Consider the following 19,926-nt stretch of genomic DNA (forward strand, 5'->3'; position numbering starts at 1 on the left):
GAGGAAACGACCATGGCAGCCACACAGGACCAGAATGGCGCGCGGCCGGATGCCGGATGGCCGACGGTCAGCCTTGCAGAGACATACCGGATCCTCACCGCGCCGGGCGCGCCCTTCGAGATGGAAGAGGTGGACATCCGCGGCAGGCGCTACCGGGCCTATAAAAATGCCATGGGCACCTTGCGGGAGGTGTTCGAGATCGGCCGCGGCTGGGGCGACCGCGACTTCATCGTCTATGAGGATGAACGGCTGAGCTATGACGCAGCCTTCCGCGCCGCCGGTACGCTCGGGCGCATCCTCCATGAACACCATGGCATGCGCAAGGGCGACCGGCTGGTCATCGCCATGCGCAACCTGCCGGAATGGATCATCGCCTTCTGGGCCGGGGCCTCGATCGGGGCCGTGCTGACCCCGCTGAACGCCTGGGGCACTGGGGAGGAACTGGCCTATGGTATCGAGAACAGCGGCGCCAAGGTCGCCATCGTCGATGGCGAGCGTCTGGAACGGCTGACACCGCATCTGCCGGCACTGGACCTTGCCGCCACCATCGTCACGCGCGGCGAAGCCAGCCATGGGGCGGTGACGCTGGAATCCCTGATCGGCAAGCCCGAAGATTATGGCCGCCTGCCCGACAACCCCATGCCGGACCCCGGCTGCCATACCGACGATCCCGCCACCATCCTCTATACCAGCGGCACCACAGGGCGGCCGAAGGGAGCGCTTGGCAGCCACCGCAACATCATGACGAACATGGTCAGCCTGGGCTTCAACGCCGCGCGCGCCGCAATCCGCCGGGGCGAAGCGCTGCCGCCGCCGCCCGATCCGGATGCCCCGCCACTGCCGCAGAAGGCGCTGCTGATCCCGGTGCCGCTTTTCCATGTCACGGGCACGAACTCGATGATGGTGCCGGCCGTTGTCGGCGGGGCGAAGATCGTGCTGATGCACAAGTGGAACCCGGAACGCTTTCTCGAACTGATCGAGCGCGAGAAGGTGAACACCACGACCGGCGTGCCCACCATGGTGTGGCAGGTGCTGGAATCGCCCGATTTCGGCAAGCGCGACCTCTCCAGCCTCGAAGCCTACAGCTATGGCGGGGCCGCCATCGCGCCGGAACTGACGCTGCGGTTCGCAAAAGTCTTTCCATGGTTCCCCGTCGGCCAGGGCTATGGCGCGACGGAAACCTCCTCCGTCTCGGTATCGCACAGCGCCGAGGATTATCTCGCCCACCCCGACAGTGTCGGCGTGCCCGTGCCCTGTGTGGATGTGAAGCTGGTGGACGAAGCCGGCCATGAAGTGCCGCGCGGGCAATCGGGCGAACTGTGCATCCGCGGCCCCAATGTGGTGAATGGCTACTGGAACAACGTGGAAGGGACTGCCGCCGCCTTCACCGACGGCTGGTATCATACGGGCGACATCTGCCGCATGGACGAGGAGGGCTTCATCTACCTTCTCGACCGCAAGAAGGACATGCTGATCCGCGGCGGCGAGAACATCTACTGTGTCGAGGTGGAAAGCGTGCTTGTCGCCCATCCGGACGTGCTTGACGCCGCCGTCGTCGGCCTGCCGGACCGCGTGCTGGGCGAGGAGGTGGGCGCCGTGGTGCAGGTGAAGCCGGGGGCCACAGTCGACGAGGAGGCGCTGAAGGCGCAGGTCGCGAAGCATCTGGCGCCGTTTAAGGTGCCAGTCAGGATCGATATCCGCACCGTGGAACTGCCACGCAATGCCAGCGGCAAGACGCTGAAACCGGTGCTGCGGCAGGAAATGATCGCAAAAATGGAAGGAACGAAGTGATGGGCGGGGCATCAGCAGGAACGGCAACGGCAGGCACGGCGACGGAAGGTGTCGGCCAGCGGCTGGGTCCGGTGACCGACAAGCACCGCTTCGACGAAGCGGCGCTCGACCGCTGGATGGCGGCCAATGTCGAGGGCTATGCCGGCAATCTTGCGGTGCGGCAGTTCGCGGGCGGGGCCTCCAACCCCACCTTCCTGCTGACATCCGGCAGCAGGCGCTATGTGTTGCGCAAGAAGCCGCCCGGCCAGCTTCTGCAGAGCGCCCATCAGGTCGATCGCGAATATCGGGTGATGGCGGCCCTGGCCGGCACCGGGGTGCCCGTGCCGGTAATGCGCGGCCTGTGCACCGACCAGGAGGTGATCGGCACGACCTTTTACGTGATGGATTTCCTGGAGGGCCGCATCTTCCGCGACGCCACCCTTCCGGGCATGGCGCCTGCCGAGCGCACGGCGATCTATGATGACCTGAACGCCACGCTGGCGAAGCTGCACGGGGTGGACTGGCAGGCCGTGGGCCTTGGCGATTATGGCAAGCCCGGCAACTATTTCGAGCGCCAGATCGCGCGCTGGGCACGGCAGTATCGCGATTGCCCCCTGCCCCCCGTTCCGGCCATGGAACAGCTGATCGCGGAACTGCCGGCACGCATTCCCGCCGACCAGTCGGTCGCCATCGCCCATGGCGACTACCGGCTGGAAAATGTGATGTACCACCCGACCGAGCCGCGCATCATCGCCGTGCTCGACTGGGAGCTTTCCACCATCGGCCATCCGCTCGCCGATCTCGGCTATTCCGGCTTCCTGTGGCACTCGCACGGGGCCAGCTGGGGCTCGCTCGACGGGGTCGATTTCGAGACATCGGGCATCCCGACGGAACAGCAGTGGGTGGATGCCTATTGCCGGCGGACAGGGCGCGACGGGCTGGAGGACTGGAACTTCCTGCTTGCCTTCTCGGTCTTCCGCCTCGCCTCGATCAGCCATGGCGTCCATGCCCGCGCACTCGCCGGGCAGACACCCACGGCGCAGGCCGGGGAAAATGGCTGCCCGATCCTCGCCGAACAGGCGCTCGCCCTGCTGCACCGTTCAGCCTGAACGCCCGGGAGGAGAAACCGCATGACCGACACCACCCCGCAGGACGTGATCTATGCCGTGGCCGACCATGTCGCCACCATCACCCTCAACCGCCCGCACCGGCGCAATGCGCTGAACTGGAATGCCTATGCACAGCTGGAGGCGGCGCTGAAGCAGGCTTCGGCCGATGATGCGGTGCGCTGCGTCATCGTCACCGGCGCAGACCCGGCCTTCTGCTCGGGCGACGATGTGGCCGAGATCATGGCCGGTCCGAAATCCTTCGCCACCAGCCGGTCGGCACTCACCATCGTGAAGCACCAGCCGACACCCGCCGCCATGGCGGCGCTGGAGTGCGAGAAGCCGATGATCGCGGCGGTGAATGGCGCGGCGATCGGCTGGGGGATGGAACTGGCCCTCTATGCCGATATCCGCCTTGCCTCGGAGCAGGCGAAATTCTCGGAAATGTTCATCAAGCGCGGGCTGATCCCCGATGTCGGCGGCTTCTACCGCCTGCCCGCCATCGTCGGCCCGGCAAAGGCCGCCGAGCTGATGTTCACCGGCGACGTGATCGATGCTGTCGAAGCGCTCCGCATCGGGCTGGTGACCGAGGTGACGCCCCATGCCGACCTGCTGCTCCGCGCCCGGGCGCTCGCCGCGCGGATCGCCGCCAACCCGCCGCTGGCCCTGCGCTTCATCAAGGAAGGGCTTTCGCGTTTTTCCCATGGCCATCCGCGCGAGATCGGGGCCTGGGCCATCGAGGCGATCCGCCGCCTGATGGAAACGGAAGATCACAAGGAAGGCGTGGCCAGCTTCCTGGAAAAGCGCGCGCCGAACTTCACGGGCCGCTAGCGCAAGGAAAAACCGGGCCGGGAGATATTCACCCGGCCCGGTTTCAACCTGCCTGCATTCATTCAGCCAGCCAGCCAGCCGTGAGCCCGGTTCAGGCGGGCTGGCGCGCTGTCATGATCTTGCGGCCCAGCAGCACGATGCCGAAGAAATAGACCGAGCCGGCCGCGATCGCCGCCATCACGTGCGGGAAGCTTTCGTTCGCCTGCAGCAGCGGCGCTGCCATGACGGTCAGGTAAAGCATGAAGGGCCGGTTCACGAGGAAGGTGAGCCACCCCTTCAGCTGGCAGAAGATGGCGGCAAGGATCAGCAGCAGCACCGGGACAAGGCCGGTGGGGCCCCAGTTGGTGGCGGCATGCTGCAACAGCCATGCAAGCGCCGTTCCGCCAACCGCGCCAATGATGAGCGGAACCACGGTCGACGGGTTCAGCTCGTCGATCGCGCCCCAGTACCAGATGAGCAGGAAACCCGCGTAAAGCGGCGTCAGGCCGAACCAGGTGGCGAGCGCCACGAAGCCCGCGATCAGCACCGCGATGCCCAGCGTCACCACGATGGCCGTGCCTGTCGGCATGCTTGCCGGCTGGGCGTTTTCAGTCGGTTCCAAAAGTCATTCTCCCCCAAGGATGTCCACGCCGGCGACCGGCTGGCATGGTTCTTTCTTCATCCTCACCCTGTTGTCCGGGTGATTGTTCTCCCGCCGCGCAGACTGACATGACAGCCGGAAGCGCCAAGCTGGCGTTTCGGCATGTTGACCTGAACGGCCATGTCGCCCACGATAATGAATTGTGTGTCAGCCAAATGGCGGGATGACGCGCGCCTCGCCGATCCGGCGCAACCAGCGCGCAAACATTTCCTCCGTATCCTCGCAGTCGCCAAAGCCCGCCTTCCGCAGCTTGATGGTGCTCACCAGCACGAGCGCGCGCTCAGCTTCTTCAGGGGCGTGCACGCCGAACAGCAGGTCGGCATAATGGTGGGATTCCCCCAACAGCCTGTCGAGATCGGGTTCGATCAGGCCATGGCGCCCGGCGATCCTCGCCCATGTCTCGCGGTGCTGCTCCAGAAAGCCGACAAGGCTGAAAGGCGCGCCAAAGGCCGGCTCCATGCCGACTGCCCGCGCAATCGCCGGCCACACATTGGCAAAGGCGAAGACATCGCCGTTGGTGATGTTGAAGGTCTCGTCCCGCGCGGCCGGGCTTTCGGCCGCCCAGCCAAGCGCGCGGGCGATGAGATCGGCATCCACCGCTTCCGAAACGCCACCAGGCCGCCCCGGATAGGCCAGCGGCCTGCCCAGTTCCCGGCAGATGGCGGCATAGGCGCCGATCACCGGAATGAGGTTCATGGCGACCCCCGTGGCGCCGCCGAACACGATCTGCGGCCGCCAGATGGTGAGGCCCCAGCCCGCGCCCCGGCGCTTGTCCTTCAGATAATCTTCCTGCAGCCAGTAGAAATTCTCGTGATTGTCGCGCGGCCTGTCTTCGCGCGCCGGCACCGCGATCTGGTGGACGTGGGCGCCATAGGCCTTGGTGCCCTGAAAGGCGCTGACATGCGAAAGCCCGCCAGCCGCCGCGCACAGCGGCTCCATCAGGTTGCGCATCATCAGCAAATTATGTTCCATCTGGTCGCGCTCGAGCCATCCGGCATAAAGGCCCGGCTTCTCGTAGAGCGCGGCATAGACAAGATGGGTAACCGGCGCGAACTGCCCGGCCGCCGCCGCGCAGGCCCCGGCATCCGTCAGATCGAGCGGCAGATGGGTGAAGCGCGCATCGACCGGCGGCACCCGGCGCGACAGCGCAAGGACATCCCACGCGCCCGATTGCGCGAAATGCGCAACCGCCGTCTGCCCGATCACGCCGCTTGCCCCGGCAATCAGGACCGTTCCGCGTTTTTCCATCCCGTCTCTCCTCCCGTCGCCGGACGGCATCGCCCGGCCTCTCCCGACGGGAAGGCTAGCCGGGCGCCCGGGGCGGAACAACCGGCAGATTGTCAGGCCCGGGCGGCGTCCCCTTCCCTGCCGTCGCCCGCTTCGCCGCCCCGGCCCTGCAGGGCGAGGCGCATCTGTTTCTCGGTCTCGATGATCGCGAAGAACAGGGCGCCCACGCCCACGATCAGGAAACCGTCTGCCAGCGGCACGGATCGGGTGCCGAACATCGCCTGAAGCGGCGGCAGATAGGTAATGGCCAACTGCGCCGCCGTCACCGACAGGATGCAGATCCAGATGATCCGCGTGCCTTTGGCGGCGGCCCAGGTCAGCGAGGTTCCGTGGATGTTGCGGATGAAGAAGAGGTGGAAGATCTCCAGCACCACCAGCATGTTCATGGCCATTGTCCGGGCGAGCGCCTGATCATGCCCCTTGTCCAGCGCATAGGAATAGATGCCGAAGACCGCCAGCAGGAACAGGGTTGAAACCAGTATGATGTGCCAGATGAGGGCGCCTGTCAGCAGCGGCTGGTTCCTGGGGCGCGGCGGCCGGCGCATGGTGCTGCTCTCCGAAGGCTCGAAGGCGAGCGCCAGGCCCAGCGTGATGGCGGTGACGAGGTTGATCCAGAGGAGCTGCACCGCCGTGACCGGAAGGGCAAGGCCGGCCAGCAGGGCGACGATGATGGTCATGGCCTCGCCGGCGTTGGTCGGCAGGGTCCAGCTGATGACCTTGGTGATATTGTCATAGACGGTGCGCCCCTCGCGCACGGCAGCGGCGATCGAGGCGAAATTGTCGTCAGCCAGCACGAGGTCGGCCGCTTCCTTGGCGGCCTCGCTTCCCTTAAGCCCCATGGCGATGCCGGCATCGGCGCGCTTCAGGGCCGGCGCGTCGTTCACGCCGTCCCCCGTCATCGCCACGGTCAGCCCGCGCGATTGCAAGGCTGTCACCAGCCGCAGCTTGTGCGCCGGGGAGGTGCGGGCGAAGATGTCGGTCGAAAGGGCCGCTTCGGCGAGGTCGCCGTCATCCATCGCCTCGACATCGGTTCCGGTCAGCACGCGGTCGCTGTTCTTCAGGCCGATCCTTTCGGCGATGGCGCGCGCGGTCGCGCCATGATCGCCGGTGATCATCTTCACCCGGATCCCCGCTGCATGGCATTCCGCCACAGCCTCGATCGCCTCGGCGCGCGGCGGGTCCATCAGGCCGACAAGGCCGACAAGCGTGAGCTTGCCACTGAGGTCGGAGGCATCGAGGCTTTCCTGCCCGGCGGGAACCGCGCGCACCGCCAGCGCCAGCACGCGCTGCCCTTCGGCGGCCAGCGTCTCGACCTGCTGCTCCCAGTGCGCCGGGTCGACCGGCGCCGTGCCGCCATCTTCGGCGCGCTGGTCTTGGCACAGCGCGATGATCGCCTCGGGCGCGCCCTTGGCGTGGATGAAGGCCTTTCCGCCACCGTCCCGGCTCAGCACCGCCATGTAGCGGTGGGCCGCATCGAAGGGGATGGCATCGAGCCGCTTCCAGCCTGAAAAGGGCGTTGGCCCGTCACCGCTTATCTTTCCGGCCAGGGCCATCAGCGCCCCTTCCATCGGGTCGCCCTCCACCCGCCAGCCATCATCCGCCCGGCGCAGCATGGCGTCGTTGCAGAGGCCGGCGGCAAGGGCGAATTCCATCAGGATCGCGTGGTCGGCCGGGTCGGTATCGGCGTCCTGCCAGCGGATCGCGCCCTCGGGGGCATAGCCATCGCCGGAAATGCCGAAGACATGCCCGGCGGATGCAAGCGAGGCCGCGACCATCTCGTTGCGCGTGAGCGTGCCGGTCTTGTCGGAACAGATGACGGAAACCGAGCCGAGCGTCTCGATGGCCGGCAGGCGGCGGACGATAGCGTTGCGCCGCGCCATGGCCTGCACGCCGACTGCCAGCGTGATCGTGAGGACAGCCGGAAGCCCTTCCGGAATGGCGGCAACGGAAAGACTGACCACCACCATGAAGATTTCGCCGAAATCGATATGATCGACGAAGACTCCATAAGCCAGCAGGGCTCCGGCGACGAGAAGGATGAAGAGGGTCAGCCAGCGTGCGAAGCTGTCCATCTGCTGGACAAGCGGCGTGACAAGCTGCTCCACGCGGGAAAGCATGCCGGATATGCGCCCGATCTGGGTGTTGCTGCCTGTCGAGACGACAAGGGCGCGGCCGGTTCCGGCGGCGACCAGCGTGCCGCTGAAAAGCATGGAGGAGCGGTCCCCCAGCGGCGCGCTGTCCGCCACCGGCGCCACGCCCTTGTCCACCGGCACGGATTCACCGGTGAGCACGGCCTCTTCCACACGCAGGCCGCGCGCCTCCAGAAGCCGCAGGTCGGCGGGCACCCTGTCCCCGGCTTCCACGAGCACGATGTCGCCCGGCACGAGGTCGCTGGCGTCGACACTGATGCGGCATCCATCGCGCAGCACGGCCGAATGCGGGGCCAGCATGCCGCGTATGGCCTTCATCGCATCCTCGGCCCGGCCTTCCTGGATGAAGCCGATGATCGCGTTCACCACCACCACGGCCAGGATCACGCCCGTATCCACCCAGTGGCCCAGCAGCGCCGTCACCACGGCAGCAGCGATCAGCACGTGGATGAGCACATTGTTGAAATGCGAAAGAAAGCGCAGGACCGGGTTTTTGCGCGGCGGTTCCGGCAGGCGGTTCGGGCCATGCTCCGCCAGGCGGCGCGCAGCCTCGGCAGCGGCAAGACCGGACGCATCGGCCTCAAGCCGGCTGAGCGCCTCGCCTGCCGTCAGTGCATGAAAAGGCTGTTGCTTGCCTTCGGCCGCCATGTTTTATCCCTCCGCTGGCTTACGCTCTCTTTCCACGGGATGCGCCCGATCCTTCCGGCTCCTCGGCCGGAATGGATGGTATCGCGATCCTCTCCCCTACGGCCGTGCCGCACAGAAGGTCGACAGCCCTGTCGGCCGCATCCTGGAAGGGTTCCAGAACGACATCGGCACCGGCGCGCAGAAGTTCCTGCGTTTCATTGGATCCGTGCGACGCCATGGCGAAGTGGCCGCTGAACCCCGCGCTCCGGGCCAGCTGGATCAGTGTCTTGCGCGTATCCTCATGGGACAGGCCCCTGGGGTGCGCGGGAATGGTGCAGACGGTCCAGTCTGCCCGGTCCAGCGGCAGTTCCAGAAGAAATTCGGGGTCGGTTGCGTCTCCGAATTCGGCCTCCAGCCCCATTGCGCGCCAGCGCCGCACGGCCTGCGGGTTGAAATCAACCCCGAGCACCCGGATGCCCCGCTTCCTGAGCCTGAGCCCTATCGCCGTACCATAGCGCCCCAGACCGAACAGAATGATGCCGCCCTGCTGTTCAGGTTTCTGCATGGCATCGTGCGGCTCGCGCGGGGTGCCGCGGCGCTCGAACATGCCGAGCACGGGCTCGAATAAGGCGTAGAGCTGGTGCGACCAGGTGATCATGTAGGTCGAGGCCGCGATCGTCACGAGGCCCACCATGGTGACGAGGCCCAGCGCATCCTCTCCGACATGGCCGAGAGAGACACCCATGGCGACGAAGATGAGCGAGAATTCGCTGATCTGCGCGACCGTCAGGCCGGCGAGAAAGCCGGTGCGCTTGCGGTAGCCCATGGCCCCCATGATGGCGAGCACGACCAGCGGATTGCCGATAAGGACGAACAGGGAAAAGATGATCGCGCCCCAGACATGCGTGCCGAGGAGCGACAGGTCGAGCGTTGCGCCCAGCGCGATGAAGAAGAAGAGCAGCAGGAAATCCCGCAGCGGCGCAAGCCTTGCCGCGATCGTCTCGCGATAGGGGGTGGAGGCCAGCGCCACGCCGGCAAGCAGGCCACCGACTTCCTTGCCGAGGCCCGCGTAATCACCGATCGCCGCGAAGATGGCGGCAAGCGCGATCGAAAAGATCAGCAGCAGTTCCGGGGCCATGGCGAGACGCTCGGTCAGCGGATCGGCGATGTAGCGCACGAGGAAGACGACAAGCGCCACAAGGCCGATGCCGGCGCCAAGGGCGGACAGGAGCGACCCCTCCGTGCCGCCATGCCCCCCGGCGCCGATGCCGATGGCGGACAGAAGGATCATCGCCAGCACCACCACCAGATCCTGGACGATGAGGAACCCCAGCGCGATCTGGCCGTGAAGGGAATCGATCTCCCGCTTGTCGGACAGCAGCTTGACGATGATGATGGTGGAGGAAAAGGTAAGCGCCACAGCCACATAGAGGCTGGTTACATGGCCAAGCCCCAGGGCAAGGCCGATCAGGTAGCCAAAGATGGAGGTGAACGCGACCTGCCCCAGCCCGGTGAACAGGGAGACCGTGCCCAGCGAGCGGATGAGCTTCACGTCAAGCTTGATGCCGACGAGAAACAGAAGGACCGCGATCCCGAGTTCGGACAGAAGCGCGATCTGCTCGTCCGACTGGACGAGATCGAAACCGGACGGCCCGGCAATGAGCCCCACGGCGATGAAGCTGACAATGAGCGGCTGCCGGAGCAGGAGGCCCAGAAAACCGATGGCCGCAGCAATGACGAGAAGCCCCGAGACTTCGCCGAAGGGGGTTTGCAGAATCCCTTCCATCAGATCGGAAGCCCCCTGCCTGCCAGGGAAGCTGATGCGATGCACCGGGCGCGTGCGATGACAGGAAAGCCGCCTGCCCTGTCATGGATTGACTGCCCGAAAGCCCTTCTGTCAGTCTCGCCTGTCACCCGTTTATATTCCTGTCTTGCCGAGAAATGAAAGCTGCCGGCAGACCTTGGCCCAGGGAGGAGCTTGCGCGCAACGGCATTTTCCATGCTATGAACCACATATGGCAAACGGATGAATATTCGTGGGCACTGAAAGGATGAAGGCTGTGAAATCGATCATGGTGGCCACGGATTTCTCCGAACGGTCTGACCGGGCGCTCAGGCGTGCAACCCTGCTGGCGCGATCGACCGGCGCATCCCTCAGCCTTGTCCATGTGATCGACGACGACCAGCCCAGACGCATCATCGACAATGACAGGGCGGCGGCAGAGACCCTGTTGCAGGAAGCCGCCGCCACGCTGTCGGCCGTTGACGGGCTGCAGGCTGGGACACGGATCCTGCTGGCGGACCCGTTCGAGGGCATCGCCATCGCCACGCGCGAAGCGCGGCCCGACCTGCTGGTGATGGGACCGCACCGGCGCCACCTGCTGAAGGACATCTTCATCGGCACGACAGCCGAGCGGGTCATCCGTTCGGCGGCCTGCCCGGTGCTGATGGTGAATGCTGCCCCCGTGGCCCCCTATCGCCACATATTGCTGACAACAGACCTGTCGGACATCGCCCTCGACGCTCTCAAGGATCACGCAAGGCTGGGCCTTTGCGACAATGCCGCCCTCTCGGCGCTGCACATCTTCCCGGCCCCGGCCCTGCGCCTCTCCATGGGGTACAGCCTGGCGGCGGAAGGCCGTGCAAACTATCTCGAGGAGGAAAGCCGGGCAGCGGCGCAGAAACTGGCCGGGCATCTGGCGAAGGCCGGGCTGGCCCATGCCCGGCAGATCCTCCGCCCCGAGGAAACAACGGCCGGAAATGACATATTGCGCACCGCCGCCGAAATCGGGAGCGACCTGATCGTCGTATCGACCCATGGCCGGACAGGCATGGCCAAGCTGCTGCTCGGCAGTGCGACCGAACATGTTCTGCGCGCCGCGCCGGTCGATGTCCTTGCCATCCCGCCCGCACCTGCCGCTGCCTGACGCCAGGGCCCGACGATGACATAGGCGCGCATGGCTGCTTGCTCAGGCCTTTGCGAAGCTGGCGCTGGGCGGCTTTTCCCCGGCCCAGCCTGCGCGCTGGCGACGCAGGGTCTCGACGGTCTTGTCCCAGTAGGTCGCGGTCTTGCCAAGGAAGCGGATGTCGAATTCATGGGCGGTGCGGAACTCCAGCACCTCCACGCCGTCCGGCCCGGGCGTATAGGTATAAGGAACATCCGTCCCGACGAAAAAGCCATCACCCGGCCCCAGTTCCTCCGTGCCAAGCTTCAGCGAGCCGGCGATGATGTAATAGAGGCAGTCGGCGTTGTGGCTGTGCAGTGGCAGGGGAAAGCCGCTCTTGAACCAGGCGTAGGTCAGGCTCATGCCGGGCATGGAAAAGAGGAGCTTCACGATATTGCCCTCGGCCGCGCCCTCGGCGGTCGCGCGCTCGATCCCTTCCATGATGACAGGCGTAAGCCCCACCGGCTCCATGCAATCCACCTCGCTGAAATCCGGGGCATCGGCTGCCCGGAAGATGCTGAAACGCGGTGTGTCGCCCTGCTGGCTGACGGCTTCGCTTGCCATGATGCATATCTCCCGCTTCGCCGCCCCTGTCTCCCGATCATGACGGCTGTGCCGGCAGTGGCCGGCCTTCTCTCCACCAGTGATGTTCGTCTGCAGGGCGCAATTGGTCAAGCCTGACGGGACAACCAGCTTCATCGACAAGGCCGATCAGACTGACCGGCCTTTTGATATTCAAATATTATGAAATCATGATATGAGGGATGAAGCCAGAGTGAAGGAGAGCCTGGATGACTGAAACAACCCCCCAGACCCAGTCGATGCCGCGGATCAACGAGCCCGCCCCCGACTTCAAGGCCAAGACGACCCATGGCGAGAAGAAGCTGTCCGACTATCGTGGCAAGTGGCTGATCCTCTTCTCCCACCCCGCCGATTTCACGCCCGTGTGCACCACCGAATTCATGGGCTTCGCGCGCGAGGCCGATACGTTCAAGGCGATGAACACCGAGCTTCTCGGCCTGTCGATCGATTCCAACTATGCCCACATCGCCTGGGTGCGCAGCATCAAGGAAAAGTTCGGGGTCGATATTCCCTTCCCCATCATCGAGGACATCTCGATGAACGTGGCTTCGGCCTATGGCATGGTGCACCCCGGCGCATCCGACACGCAGGCAGTCAGGGCCACCTTCTTCATCGACCCGGAAGGCATCATGCGCGCCATGGTCTATTACCCCATGTCGAACGGGCGCTCTATCGCCGAGTTCGTGCGCCTGATGCAGGCCCTGCAGACAGCCGATGCCAACAAGGTGGCAACGCCCGAAGGCTGGCAACCCGGCCAGGATGTGATCGTGCCGCCGCCGCAGACGGCGCCGGCCGCCGAAGCCCGCGCGGGCGAAGGCTACAACACGGTTGACTGGTATTTCAGCACCCGGAAACTCTGAAACCCCGCTTTCGGGCAGGCGTGGTGCATCCGGCCTTGCGGCCGGGTGCGTCACCCATTTTACGGAACGCAAGGCCGCAGCAGGTCGATGCGCCGCTGGCCCCCAGCCCGACCTGAGCCGGGCCAGAACCGGGCCAGAACCGGTCTTTAGGCAGCAGGCATGGAGGCAGCAGCCATGGACAGGACAAGTCTTCTCGGAATCCTTGCCGAAGCGCTTGACGACGAGCGCAAGGCCGAAGCGACCTATGCGGCCGTGATCGACCGTTTCGGGCCGGTCCGCCCCTTCTCCAACATCATCAAGGCGGAACGCCGCCACGCCGCAGCGCTGATACGCCAGTTCGATCGGCTCGGCGCGCCACCGCCGCCAAACCCCTGGCCCGGCCGCATCGCCCCGCCCGAAAGCCTGGTCGACGCCTGCCGCCAGGCCATTGCAGGCGAAATCGAGAACATCGCCATTTTCGACCGGCTGCTGCCATCGGTGACGGATCCCGCCGCCCGCAAGGTGCTGGAGCGGCTGCAGAACGCATCGCGCGAAAGGCATCTGCCGGCCTTCCGCCGCCATCTCGCCCGGCTGGAAGCAGGTGAAGCGCTGCCCGCCGATGCCCCGGCGTGCGGGGAAGGCGGGGGTCAGGGCTGTGGAGAGGGTCGCGGAAGGGGCCGGCGCCACCGGCATGGCCGCAGACGCCAGGACTGAGCGCTTTCAGGGGCGGGATTTCAGGGGCTGGCTGTCAGAGGGCGCGTTGAAATGCGCCTCTCGGCTTTTGGAGTTTCATGAAATTGGCACAAGCCTAGGATCGTCCTCCTTGGGAGAGGAACGACATGGCGAGAATGCCGGCACCGATTACGGGCGAATTTCCGAAAACGATCAATGAAATGACTGCCGAATGGCTGACAGGCGTACTGCGCACGCGCGGCCTGTTGCGCACGGGCCGGGTTACCGGCTTCGAGACACGCTCGGTCGGCGCGGGGATGCTGGGGGATTCGATCCGCCTCGCCCTTTCCTATGACAATCCCGAGGACGGGCCGGAAAGCCTTGTCGCGAAATTCGCGTCGCCCAGCGAGGAAAGCCGCCAGACCGGGCTGTTCCTGGGCATCTATGAAAAGGAAGTGCGCTTTTACCGCGAACTGGCCCCGACCGTCGACGTTCGGGCGCCAGGCTGCCACTTCGCCGGCATCGTGCCGGAAACCGGAGAATTCCTGATCCTGATGGAGGATCTCTCCCCGGCCCGCGGTGGCGACCAGCTGAAGGGCGGCTCGCTCGACGATGCCCGCCAGGCCATGATCCAGGCGGCCGCCCTGCACGGCCCGCGCTGGAACGACCCGGCGCTCCTGAAGGAAGAATGGCTGGGGGAAAATCTCGCGGTGCGCGAACTGGTTCACGCAAGCCTGCCGGACTGCATCGCCGAGTTCCACCGCCGCTACGAGGGCCAGCTTTCAGCATCCCATATGGCCATCTGCGAGAAAGTGGTGGAAGCATCCCTGACGAGTGCGCCGAAGGAGCCGCGCAACTTCACCATCACCCATGGCGATTTCCGGCTCGACAACATGCTGTTCGACATCAAGGGTGGGGCGGAACCCCTCGCCATCGTCGACTGGCAGACCCCGACACGCGCCCCCGGGGCCGTCGATGTCGCCTATTACCTGACCGCCGGGCTGAGCGTGGACTTGCGACGCCGGCACGAGGACGAGCTTCTGGCGCTCTATCTCGACGAACTCGCCCGCCACGGCGTGCGCGGCTACACCATGGATACGCTGCGGCAGGATTGCCGGGAGCAAGGGCTGCATGGTGCGATGACGGCCGTGTTCGCCTCGGTCAAGACAGGCCGGACCGAACGTGGAGACGCCATGTTCCTGCGCATGGCCGAAGGCGGCTGCCAGTTCATCGAGGATCACGACTGCCTTGCCCTCTTCAACTGACCATCGGCAGGACAAGGCCATGAACACCGCAACCGGAATGTCCCCGGAGCGTGCGCGCCTCTTTGGCTTCACCCCCTTCCAGAATGCAATCGGCCTCGAAACGCTGGAATCGGGCGGCGGCAGGACTGTGGTTCGGATCCCGGCCTCGCCACTGACCGCCACGAGCGCGACGGACGCGCGCCCACACCCCCTTGTGCTGGGCGGGCTGACCGACCAGGGGCTGGCCCATGCGCTTGCCACGGTCATCCCGGACGGGGCCGGCATGTCGACCTATGACCTTCTGATCCGCTTTGCGCCCGGCCCGATGGCCGAAGGGCCGCTCACCATGGATTCGCGGGTGAAGATCCTGACCGACCGCTCCGGCAATGTGGACGGCGACGTACATGACGGCAGCGGCCGGCTCGTCGCCACGGCAAGCGGCCTCTTCCGTGTCGGCGGCTATCCGGGTGGCGCACCGCCCGCTTACGACAGGCTCCGGCCGCTCGACCCGGCAACGCTCGACGGCCCCTTCGAGCAGCTGATCGGCCTGGATGGTGAAGAGGAAGCCCCGCGGCTGCGCGCCGGTAACCGGGCGATCCTCGGCTGGGAAAGCGGCAATGTCGTGCATGGCGGGGCAACGGCTGCCCTGCTGATGGCTGCCTGCGAGGCCGAAGCCCGGCGCGATGGCGAGGCCCGCGACAAATGGCTTTCCACCATCCTCATCCGCTACCTCCGCCCGGTGCTGGGCGCGGAACCCCTGCTTTCGGAAGCCGGCCCCGACCGGCGTGGCCGGGCCTGCAGCTTCATCTCGGCACGCGTCTTCCACAAGGACGGCCCGACTTTGGCCACAGCCCAGGCCAGCTACGCCCAGCCCTGAAGCTTCGGCGGCTGTCAGGCCTCGCGCCGGATCCGCACGGCAAGCGCGTGGGCCGAAAGCCCTTCGGCGTCGGCCAGTGTCGCCGTTGCATCGGCAAGCGCGTCGAAACCGGTCCGCCCGACTTCCAGCCATGTCGTCCGCTTCATGAAGTTGTGGACGCCGAGGCCGCCCGAAAAGCGCGCGCGCCGCCCCGTCGGCAGCACATGGTTCGGCCCGCCGATATAGTCTCCGATTGGCTCCGGCGTGTGGCTCCCGAGGAAGATGGAGCCGGCATGGCGTATGCCTTCGAAGAAGGGCGCAGGGTCCGCCAGCATCAGTTCCAGATGTTCAGCCGCCAGCGCATTGGCGAGCGGAATGGCCTCGCCAAGCTCGGCCACCTCGATGATGGCGCCATAGCCTTCCCAGCTCTCGCGCGCGGTATCCTGCGTTTGCAGCCGGGGCAGCAGCCGTTCCACCCACTGGGCGACGGCATCGGCAAGCGTCGGGCTGTCCGTGATCAGGATGGATTGCGCCACCGGGTCATGTTCGGCCTGTGAAAGGAGATCGGCCGCGATCCAGTCCGGGCGGGCCGATGCATCGGCGATGACGAGGATTTCCGAAGGCCCGGCCACCATGTCGATCCCGACGGTGCCGTATAGCTGGCGCTTGGCCTCGGCCACCCAGGCATTGCCCGGCCCGACGATCATGTCGCAGCGCGGAATGGGCGCCGTGCCATAGGCCAGCGCCGCGATCGCCTGCGCGCCGCCGATGCGGAAAATGCGCGAAACGCCTGAAAGCTCGGCTGCCAGCATGGCCAGCGGGTTGAGCCGGCCATCGGGCGTGGGCGTCACCATCACCAGTTCATCAACACCGGCCACCTGCGCCGGAATGGCGTTCATCAGGACGGAGGACGGATAGGCGGCCCGGCCACCGGGCACGTAAAGGCCGGCGCGATCCACTGCAGTCCAGCGCCAGCCGGCGCGCACACCGGCATCGTCCATATGGGCGCCATCGGCAGGTCGCTGCGCACGGTGAAAGGCACGGATCCGTTCGGCGGCCAGTTCCAGCGCCCGGCGCTGGTCATCCGGCACGAGAGCCATGGCGGCGGCGCGCTCGGCCGGGTTCACCTCGACGCTTCCGGCATCGATCACCACGCGGTCGAACCGGCCCGTCAGCTCGGCGACGGCGGCGAAGCCTTCCTGACGCACCCGGTCGAGAATGGCGGAAACCTGGCCAGAGACACCGCGATCCGGGTCGCGCGTGTCCTCCACCAACGCCCGGAAGCGGGCGGCGAATTCCGGCTGGCGTGTCGACAGGCGCTGCATCAGGCGGCCCTGGCAGGCGCCGCCAGCGCGCGGAAGGCATCGACCAGGCCCACCACGGAAGGCAAGGTTTTGAAGGCGGCGCGGTTGACCACGAGGCGCGACGTCACCTCGAGGATGATCTCGCGCTCGACGAGGCCGTTATCCTTCAGGGTGCGCCCGGTCGAGACGAGATCGACAATGCGCGGCGCCAGGCCGAGAAGCGGCGCAAGCTCCATCGCGCCATTCAGCTTCACGCATTCGGCCTGGATGCCCTGGGCGGCATAATGAGCCTGGGTCAGGTGCGGATATTTGGTCGCCACGCGGACATGGCTTTCCTGCCCCACGGGAGGCGTGCCGACGGGTTCCGCCACCGAGAGCCGGCAGCGCCCGATGCCGAGATCGACGGGCGAATAGAGTTCGGAATAGGCGAATTCCGCAATCACGTCATTGCCGACGATTCCGAGATGCGCTGCCCCGAAGGCGACGAACGTGCCGACATCGAAACTGCGGACGCGGATGATGGAAAGATCCGGCCGGTTGGTGGCAAAGCGCAGCGCGCGGCTGTCCTCGTCGAACAGGGCGGGCTCGGGCTCGATCCCGACGGCTGCCAGCAATGGCAACGCTTCCTTCAGGATACGACCCTTCGGCAGGGCAAGGACAAGAGGTGTCATGACGGAGGCTGCCTTTGCACAGGCAATGCCCTTGCGGCAATGGCCCCGAGCGCGTATATGCGCCGCACTTCCCGAAAGCTTTGCTTCCCGGAACCTTCGGCCAGCCGGCCGGGGGCCAGGGAGGCCATGGCCGATTCGGGGTCGCGCCAACGAAGGACATGGGCAGCCGGTATGACGGATATTGCCGAACTGAAGCGCCTGATCGAGCCGGAGGTGACAGCCGCCGGGTTCGAACTCGTGCGCGTGGCGCTGATCGAGGGGCCGACGCTGACCCTCCAGATCATGCTGGAAGACCCGGCGACAGGCCAGATGCTGGTGGATGATTGCGCCCGTGTCTCGCGGCGGCTGTCCGCCCTGCTCGACGAGGCGGATCCGATTCCGGTCGAATATGTGCTGGAAGTCTCTTCCCCCGGAATCGACAGGCCGCTCACCCGCCTGAAGGATTATGACCGCTGGGCGGGCCATCTGGCGCGAATCGAGCTGGCCGAAGGCATTCCCATGAACGGGGCCGACCGCAAGCGCTTCCAGGGGCCGCTGAAGGGAATCGACGGCACCGACATCCTGATCGTCGTGGACGGAATCGGCGAGGTGCGCCTGCCCTTTTCCGGCATCGCCACGGCAAAACTGCTTCTGACCGACGCCCTCATCGCCGCAACCCAGCCGCTTTCGGCCGAAGGCGCGGACGAGATCGAGGAAATCGACGGCGGATTCGACGAAGACCAGAACGACGAGGATCATGAGGGCGGGGACGGAGCCGCAAGCGCGCCCGGCACGCTCAGGAACTGAGGGACGAACGATGAACCCGATTGCCGCCAACAAGGCAGAACTGATCGCCATCGCCGACGCCGTCGCGCGCGAGAAGTCCATCGACCGGATGATCGTCATCGAGGCGATGGAAGAAGCGATCCAGCGCGCCGCCCGCGCCCGCTATGGCGCCGAAAACGACATCCGCGCCAAGATCGACCCGCGCGGTGGCGACCTGCGCCTGTGGCGGGTTCTCGAAGTCGTCGAGGAACCGGAAGACTATTTCAAGCAGATCAGCCTTGTCGACGCAGCCGAGCGTGAAAAGGACGTGAAGGTCGGCGACTTCATCGTCGACCCCCTGCCCCCGATCGAGTTCGGCCGAATCGCGGCGCAGGCCGCCAAGCAGGTGATCGTCACCAAGGTTCGCGATGCCGAGCGCGAGCGCCAGTATGAGGAATACAGGGACCGTCAGGGCGAACTGATCACCGGCGTCGTGAAGCGGGTGGAATTCGGCCATGTCGTCGTCGACCTTGGCCGTGCCGAGGGCGTCATCCGGCGTGACCAGCAGATCCCGCGCGAAGTGCTGCGCGTCGGCGACCGGGTGCGCTCCATTGTCACGCAGGTGCGCCGTGAAAACCGCGGCCCGCAGATCTTCCTTTCCCGCGCGCATCCGGAATTCATGAAGAAGCTGTTCGCGCAGGAAGTCCCGGAAATCTACGATGGGGTCATCGAGATCAAGGCCTGCTCCCGCGATCCGGGCAGCCGCGCCAAGATCGGCGTGCTCAGCCACGACAGTTCCATCGACCCTGTCGGCGCTTGCGTCGGCATGCGCGGCAGCCGCGTACAGGCCGTGGTGCAGGAACTGGCCGGCGAGAAGATCGACATCATTCCCTGGTCGCCCGACACGGCGACCTTCGTCGTCAACGCCCTGCAGCCGGCACAGGTCTCCAAGGTGGTGATCGACGAGGAGGACAACCGCATCGAAGTGGTCGTCCCGGACGACCAGCTGAGCCTCGCCATTGGCCGCCGCGGCCAGAATGTGCGCCTTGCCGGCCAGCTCACGGGCCACCAGATCGACATCCTGACGGAAGCCGCCGAAAGCGAGAAGCGCCAGAAGGAATTCGTCGAGCGTTCGGAGCTGTTCGAGCGCGAGCTTGAACTGGACGAGACGCTGGCCCAGCTGCTGGTGGCCGAAGGCTTCACCAGCCTCGAGGAAGTCGCCTATGTGGAGACGGATGAAATCGCCTCCATCGAAGGGCTGGACGAGGAAATCGCATCCGAACTGCAGCGCCGCGCCGAAGAAGCGCTGGAGCGCCGCGAAGCCGGCTATCGTGACCAGCGCCGCGCGCTCGGTGTCGAGGATGCGCTCGGCGAGATCCCCGGCCTGACCGAGGAAATGCTGCTGCGCCTTGGCCAGAAGGGCATCCACACGCTCGATGACCTTGCCGACCTTTCCACCGACGAACTGATCGGCAAGGGCGACAAGCGCCGCGACATTCCGGCCGGCATCCTTGCCGCGTTCAACATCTCCGTCGAAGATGGCAACGCCATCATCATGGCCGCGCGCCAGCACTGGTTCGCCGACGAGGAGAGCGCCGCCTGATGCCCGCGCCCCGCTCATACCCCAGGCCGGCCCGCCGACCGCATGTCAGGGAGGG

General features: G+C 66.0%; 17 protein-coding genes. 10 read left to right on the plus strand and 7 right to left on the minus strand.

Going from position 1 to position 19,926, the window contains the following annotated elements:
• Positions 1-12 precede the first annotated feature (12 nt).
• The 3 genes from ACUJ46_RS09260 to ACUJ46_RS09270 are packed head-to-tail and all read left to right on the plus strand — an operon-like array spanning position 13 to position 3,707.
• Complete coding sequence (locus ACUJ46_RS09260) at positions 13-1,791, plus strand: class I adenylate-forming enzyme family protein (RefSeq protein WP_445390197.1); 1,779 nt, start codon at positions 13-15, stop codon at positions 1,789-1,791.
• Positions 1,791-2,879 (plus strand): phosphotransferase, encoded by a 1,089-nt coding sequence (locus tag ACUJ46_RS09265; protein WP_445390198.1) that lies wholly within the window; start codon positions 1,791-1,793, stop codon positions 2,877-2,879. Before ACUJ46_RS09260 ends, ACUJ46_RS09265 begins: the two co-directional genes overlap by 1 nt.
• A gap of 21 nt (positions 2,880-2,900) precedes the next feature.
• A complete protein-coding gene (locus tag ACUJ46_RS09270; protein ID WP_445390199.1) occupies positions 2,901-3,707 on the plus strand; it encodes an enoyl-CoA hydratase/isomerase family protein in 807 nt (268 codons plus the stop codon).
• Positions 3,708-3,798: 91 nt separating this feature from the next.
• On the opposite strand, the gene ACUJ46_RS09275 is transcribed toward ACUJ46_RS09270, so the two are convergent.
• The 4 genes from ACUJ46_RS09275 to ACUJ46_RS09290 form a co-directional block, all read right to left on the minus strand.
• Positions 3,799-4,275 (minus strand): hypothetical protein, encoded by a 477-nt coding sequence (locus ACUJ46_RS09275; RefSeq protein ID WP_445390200.1) that lies wholly within the window; start codon positions 4,273-4,275, stop codon positions 3,799-3,801.
• 219 nt (positions 4,276-4,494) lie between these two features.
• Positions 4,495-5,595, minus strand: coding sequence for an NAD-dependent epimerase/dehydratase family protein (locus tag ACUJ46_RS09280; protein ID WP_445390201.1), 1,101 nt, complete (start codon positions 5,593-5,595; stop codon positions 4,495-4,497).
• Between the two features lie 92 nt (positions 5,596-5,687).
• Positions 5,688-8,432: a cation-transporting P-type ATPase gene (locus tag ACUJ46_RS09285; RefSeq protein ID WP_445390202.1), complete on the minus strand. Its 2,745-nt coding sequence runs from the start codon at positions 8,430-8,432 to the stop codon at positions 5,688-5,690.
• 19 nt (positions 8,433-8,451) lie between these two features.
• The gene (locus tag ACUJ46_RS09290) at positions 8,452-10,197 is read right to left on the minus strand and encodes a cation:proton antiporter (protein ID WP_445390203.1); all 1,746 of its coding nucleotides are present in this window, start codon (positions 10,195-10,197) and stop codon (positions 8,452-8,454) included.
• Positions 10,198-10,471: 274 nt separating this feature from the next.
• Here ACUJ46_RS09290 and ACUJ46_RS09295 point away from each other — a divergent pair, with 274 nt between their 5' ends.
• Positions 10,472-11,338: a universal stress protein gene (locus tag ACUJ46_RS09295; RefSeq protein ID WP_445390204.1), complete on the plus strand. Its 867-nt coding sequence runs from the start codon at positions 10,472-10,474 to the stop codon at positions 11,336-11,338.
• Between the two features lie 42 nt (positions 11,339-11,380).
• On the opposite strand, the gene ACUJ46_RS09300 is transcribed toward ACUJ46_RS09295, so the two are convergent.
• Positions 11,381-11,920, minus strand: a complete 540-nt coding sequence (locus ACUJ46_RS09300) for a cupin domain-containing protein (RefSeq protein ID WP_445390205.1) — start codon at positions 11,918-11,920, stop codon at positions 11,381-11,383.
• Positions 11,921-12,147: 227 nt separating this feature from the next.
• On the opposite strand from ACUJ46_RS09300, the gene ACUJ46_RS09305 reads away from it, so the two are divergent.
• From ACUJ46_RS09305 to ACUJ46_RS09320, 4 genes are all read left to right on the plus strand, one after another.
• The gene (locus ACUJ46_RS09305) at positions 12,148-12,798 is read left to right on the plus strand and encodes a peroxiredoxin (RefSeq protein ID WP_445390206.1); all 651 of its coding nucleotides are present in this window, start codon (positions 12,148-12,150) and stop codon (positions 12,796-12,798) included.
• Positions 12,799-12,972: 174 nt separating this feature from the next.
• Positions 12,973-13,491 carry a ferritin-like domain-containing protein gene (locus tag ACUJ46_RS09310; protein WP_445390207.1) on the plus strand — a complete coding sequence of 173 codons (519 nt, stop codon included), beginning with the start codon at positions 12,973-12,975 and terminating at the stop codon, positions 13,489-13,491.
• A gap of 134 nt (positions 13,492-13,625) precedes the next feature.
• On the plus strand, positions 13,626-14,714 hold the full coding sequence (locus ACUJ46_RS09315) for a phosphotransferase (RefSeq protein ID WP_445390208.1): 1,089 nt from the start codon (positions 13,626-13,628) through the stop codon (positions 14,712-14,714).
• Between the two features lie 19 nt (positions 14,715-14,733).
• The gene (locus ACUJ46_RS09320; protein WP_445390209.1) at positions 14,734-15,570 is read left to right on the plus strand and encodes a PaaI family thioesterase; all 837 of its coding nucleotides are present in this window, start codon (positions 14,734-14,736) and stop codon (positions 15,568-15,570) included.
• A gap of 14 nt (positions 15,571-15,584) precedes the next feature.
• Here ACUJ46_RS09320 and hisD read toward each other — a convergent pair whose 3' ends face one another.
• Positions 15,585-16,874 carry a histidinol dehydrogenase gene (gene hisD / locus ACUJ46_RS09325; protein ID WP_445390210.1) on the minus strand — a complete coding sequence of 430 codons (1,290 nt, stop codon included), beginning with the start codon at positions 16,872-16,874 and terminating at the stop codon, positions 15,585-15,587.
• Positions 16,874-17,524, minus strand: a complete 651-nt coding sequence (gene hisG, locus ACUJ46_RS09330) for an ATP phosphoribosyltransferase (protein WP_445390211.1) — start codon at positions 17,522-17,524, stop codon at positions 16,874-16,876. The genes hisD and hisG overlap by 1 nt, the downstream gene beginning before the upstream one ends.
• A 171-nt stretch (positions 17,525-17,695) precedes the next feature.
• Between hisG and ACUJ46_RS09335 the strand changes: the two genes are divergently transcribed.
• Together ACUJ46_RS09335 and nusA are read left to right on the plus strand one after the other, a co-directional pair.
• Positions 17,696-18,310 (plus strand): ribosome maturation factor, encoded by a 615-nt coding sequence (locus tag ACUJ46_RS09335; protein WP_445390212.1) that lies wholly within the window; start codon positions 17,696-17,698, stop codon positions 18,308-18,310.
• 10 nt (positions 18,311-18,320) lie between these two features.
• Positions 18,321-19,871: a transcription termination factor NusA gene (gene nusA / locus ACUJ46_RS09340; protein ID WP_445390213.1), complete on the plus strand. Its 1,551-nt coding sequence runs from the start codon at positions 18,321-18,323 to the stop codon at positions 19,869-19,871.
• Positions 19,872-19,926 lie beyond the last annotated feature (55 nt).

The organism is Sandaracinobacteroides sp. A072 (assembly GCF_052616365.1).

What these genes read in the sequence shown, in the direction of transcription:
- ACUJ46_RS09315 (WP_445390208.1), top strand. Translation starts at nt 13,626, where the DNA reads ATGCCGGCACCGATTACGGGCGAATTTCCGAAAACGATCAATGAAATG.
- hisG (WP_445390211.1), bottom strand. Translation starts at nt 17,524, where the DNA reads ATGACACCTCTTGTCCTTGCCCTGCCGAAGGGTCGTATCCTGAAGGAA.
- hisD (WP_445390210.1), bottom strand. Translation starts at nt 16,874, where the DNA reads ATGCAGCGCCTGTCGACACGCCAGCCGGAATTCGCCGCCCGCTTCCGG.
- ACUJ46_RS09270 (WP_445390199.1), top strand. Translation starts at nt 2,901, where the DNA reads ATGACCGACACCACCCCGCAGGACGTGATCTATGCCGTGGCCGACCAT.
- ACUJ46_RS09275 (WP_445390200.1), bottom strand. Translation starts at nt 4,275, where the DNA reads ATGCCGACAGGCACGGCCATCGTGGTGACGCTGGGCATCGCGGTGCTG.
- ACUJ46_RS09310 (WP_445390207.1), top strand. Translation starts at nt 12,973, where the DNA reads ATGGACAGGACAAGTCTTCTCGGAATCCTTGCCGAAGCGCTTGACGAC.
- ACUJ46_RS09285 (WP_445390202.1), bottom strand. Translation starts at nt 8,432, where the DNA reads ATGGCGGCCGAAGGCAAGCAACAGCCTTTTCATGCACTGACGGCAGGC.
- ACUJ46_RS09320 (WP_445390209.1), top strand. Translation starts at nt 14,734, where the DNA reads ATGAACACCGCAACCGGAATGTCCCCGGAGCGTGCGCGCCTCTTTGGC.
- ACUJ46_RS09260 (WP_445390197.1), top strand. Translation starts at nt 13, where the DNA reads ATGGCAGCCACACAGGACCAGAATGGCGCGCGGCCGGATGCCGGATGG.
- nusA (WP_445390213.1), top strand. Translation starts at nt 18,321, where the DNA reads ATGAACCCGATTGCCGCCAACAAGGCAGAACTGATCGCCATCGCCGAC.
- ACUJ46_RS09300 (WP_445390205.1), bottom strand. Translation starts at nt 11,920, where the DNA reads ATGGCAAGCGAAGCCGTCAGCCAGCAGGGCGACACACCGCGTTTCAGC.
- ACUJ46_RS09280 (WP_445390201.1), bottom strand. Translation starts at nt 5,595, where the DNA reads ATGGAAAAACGCGGAACGGTCCTGATTGCCGGGGCAAGCGGCGTGATC.
- ACUJ46_RS09335 (WP_445390212.1), top strand. Translation starts at nt 17,696, where the DNA reads ATGACGGATATTGCCGAACTGAAGCGCCTGATCGAGCCGGAGGTGACA.
- ACUJ46_RS09265 (WP_445390198.1), top strand. Translation starts at nt 1,791, where the DNA reads ATGGGCGGGGCATCAGCAGGAACGGCAACGGCAGGCACGGCGACGGAA.
- ACUJ46_RS09305 (WP_445390206.1), top strand. Translation starts at nt 12,148, where the DNA reads ATGACTGAAACAACCCCCCAGACCCAGTCGATGCCGCGGATCAACGAG.
- ACUJ46_RS09290 (WP_445390203.1), bottom strand. Translation starts at nt 10,197, where the DNA reads ATGGAAGGGATTCTGCAAACCCCCTTCGGCGAAGTCTCGGGGCTTCTC.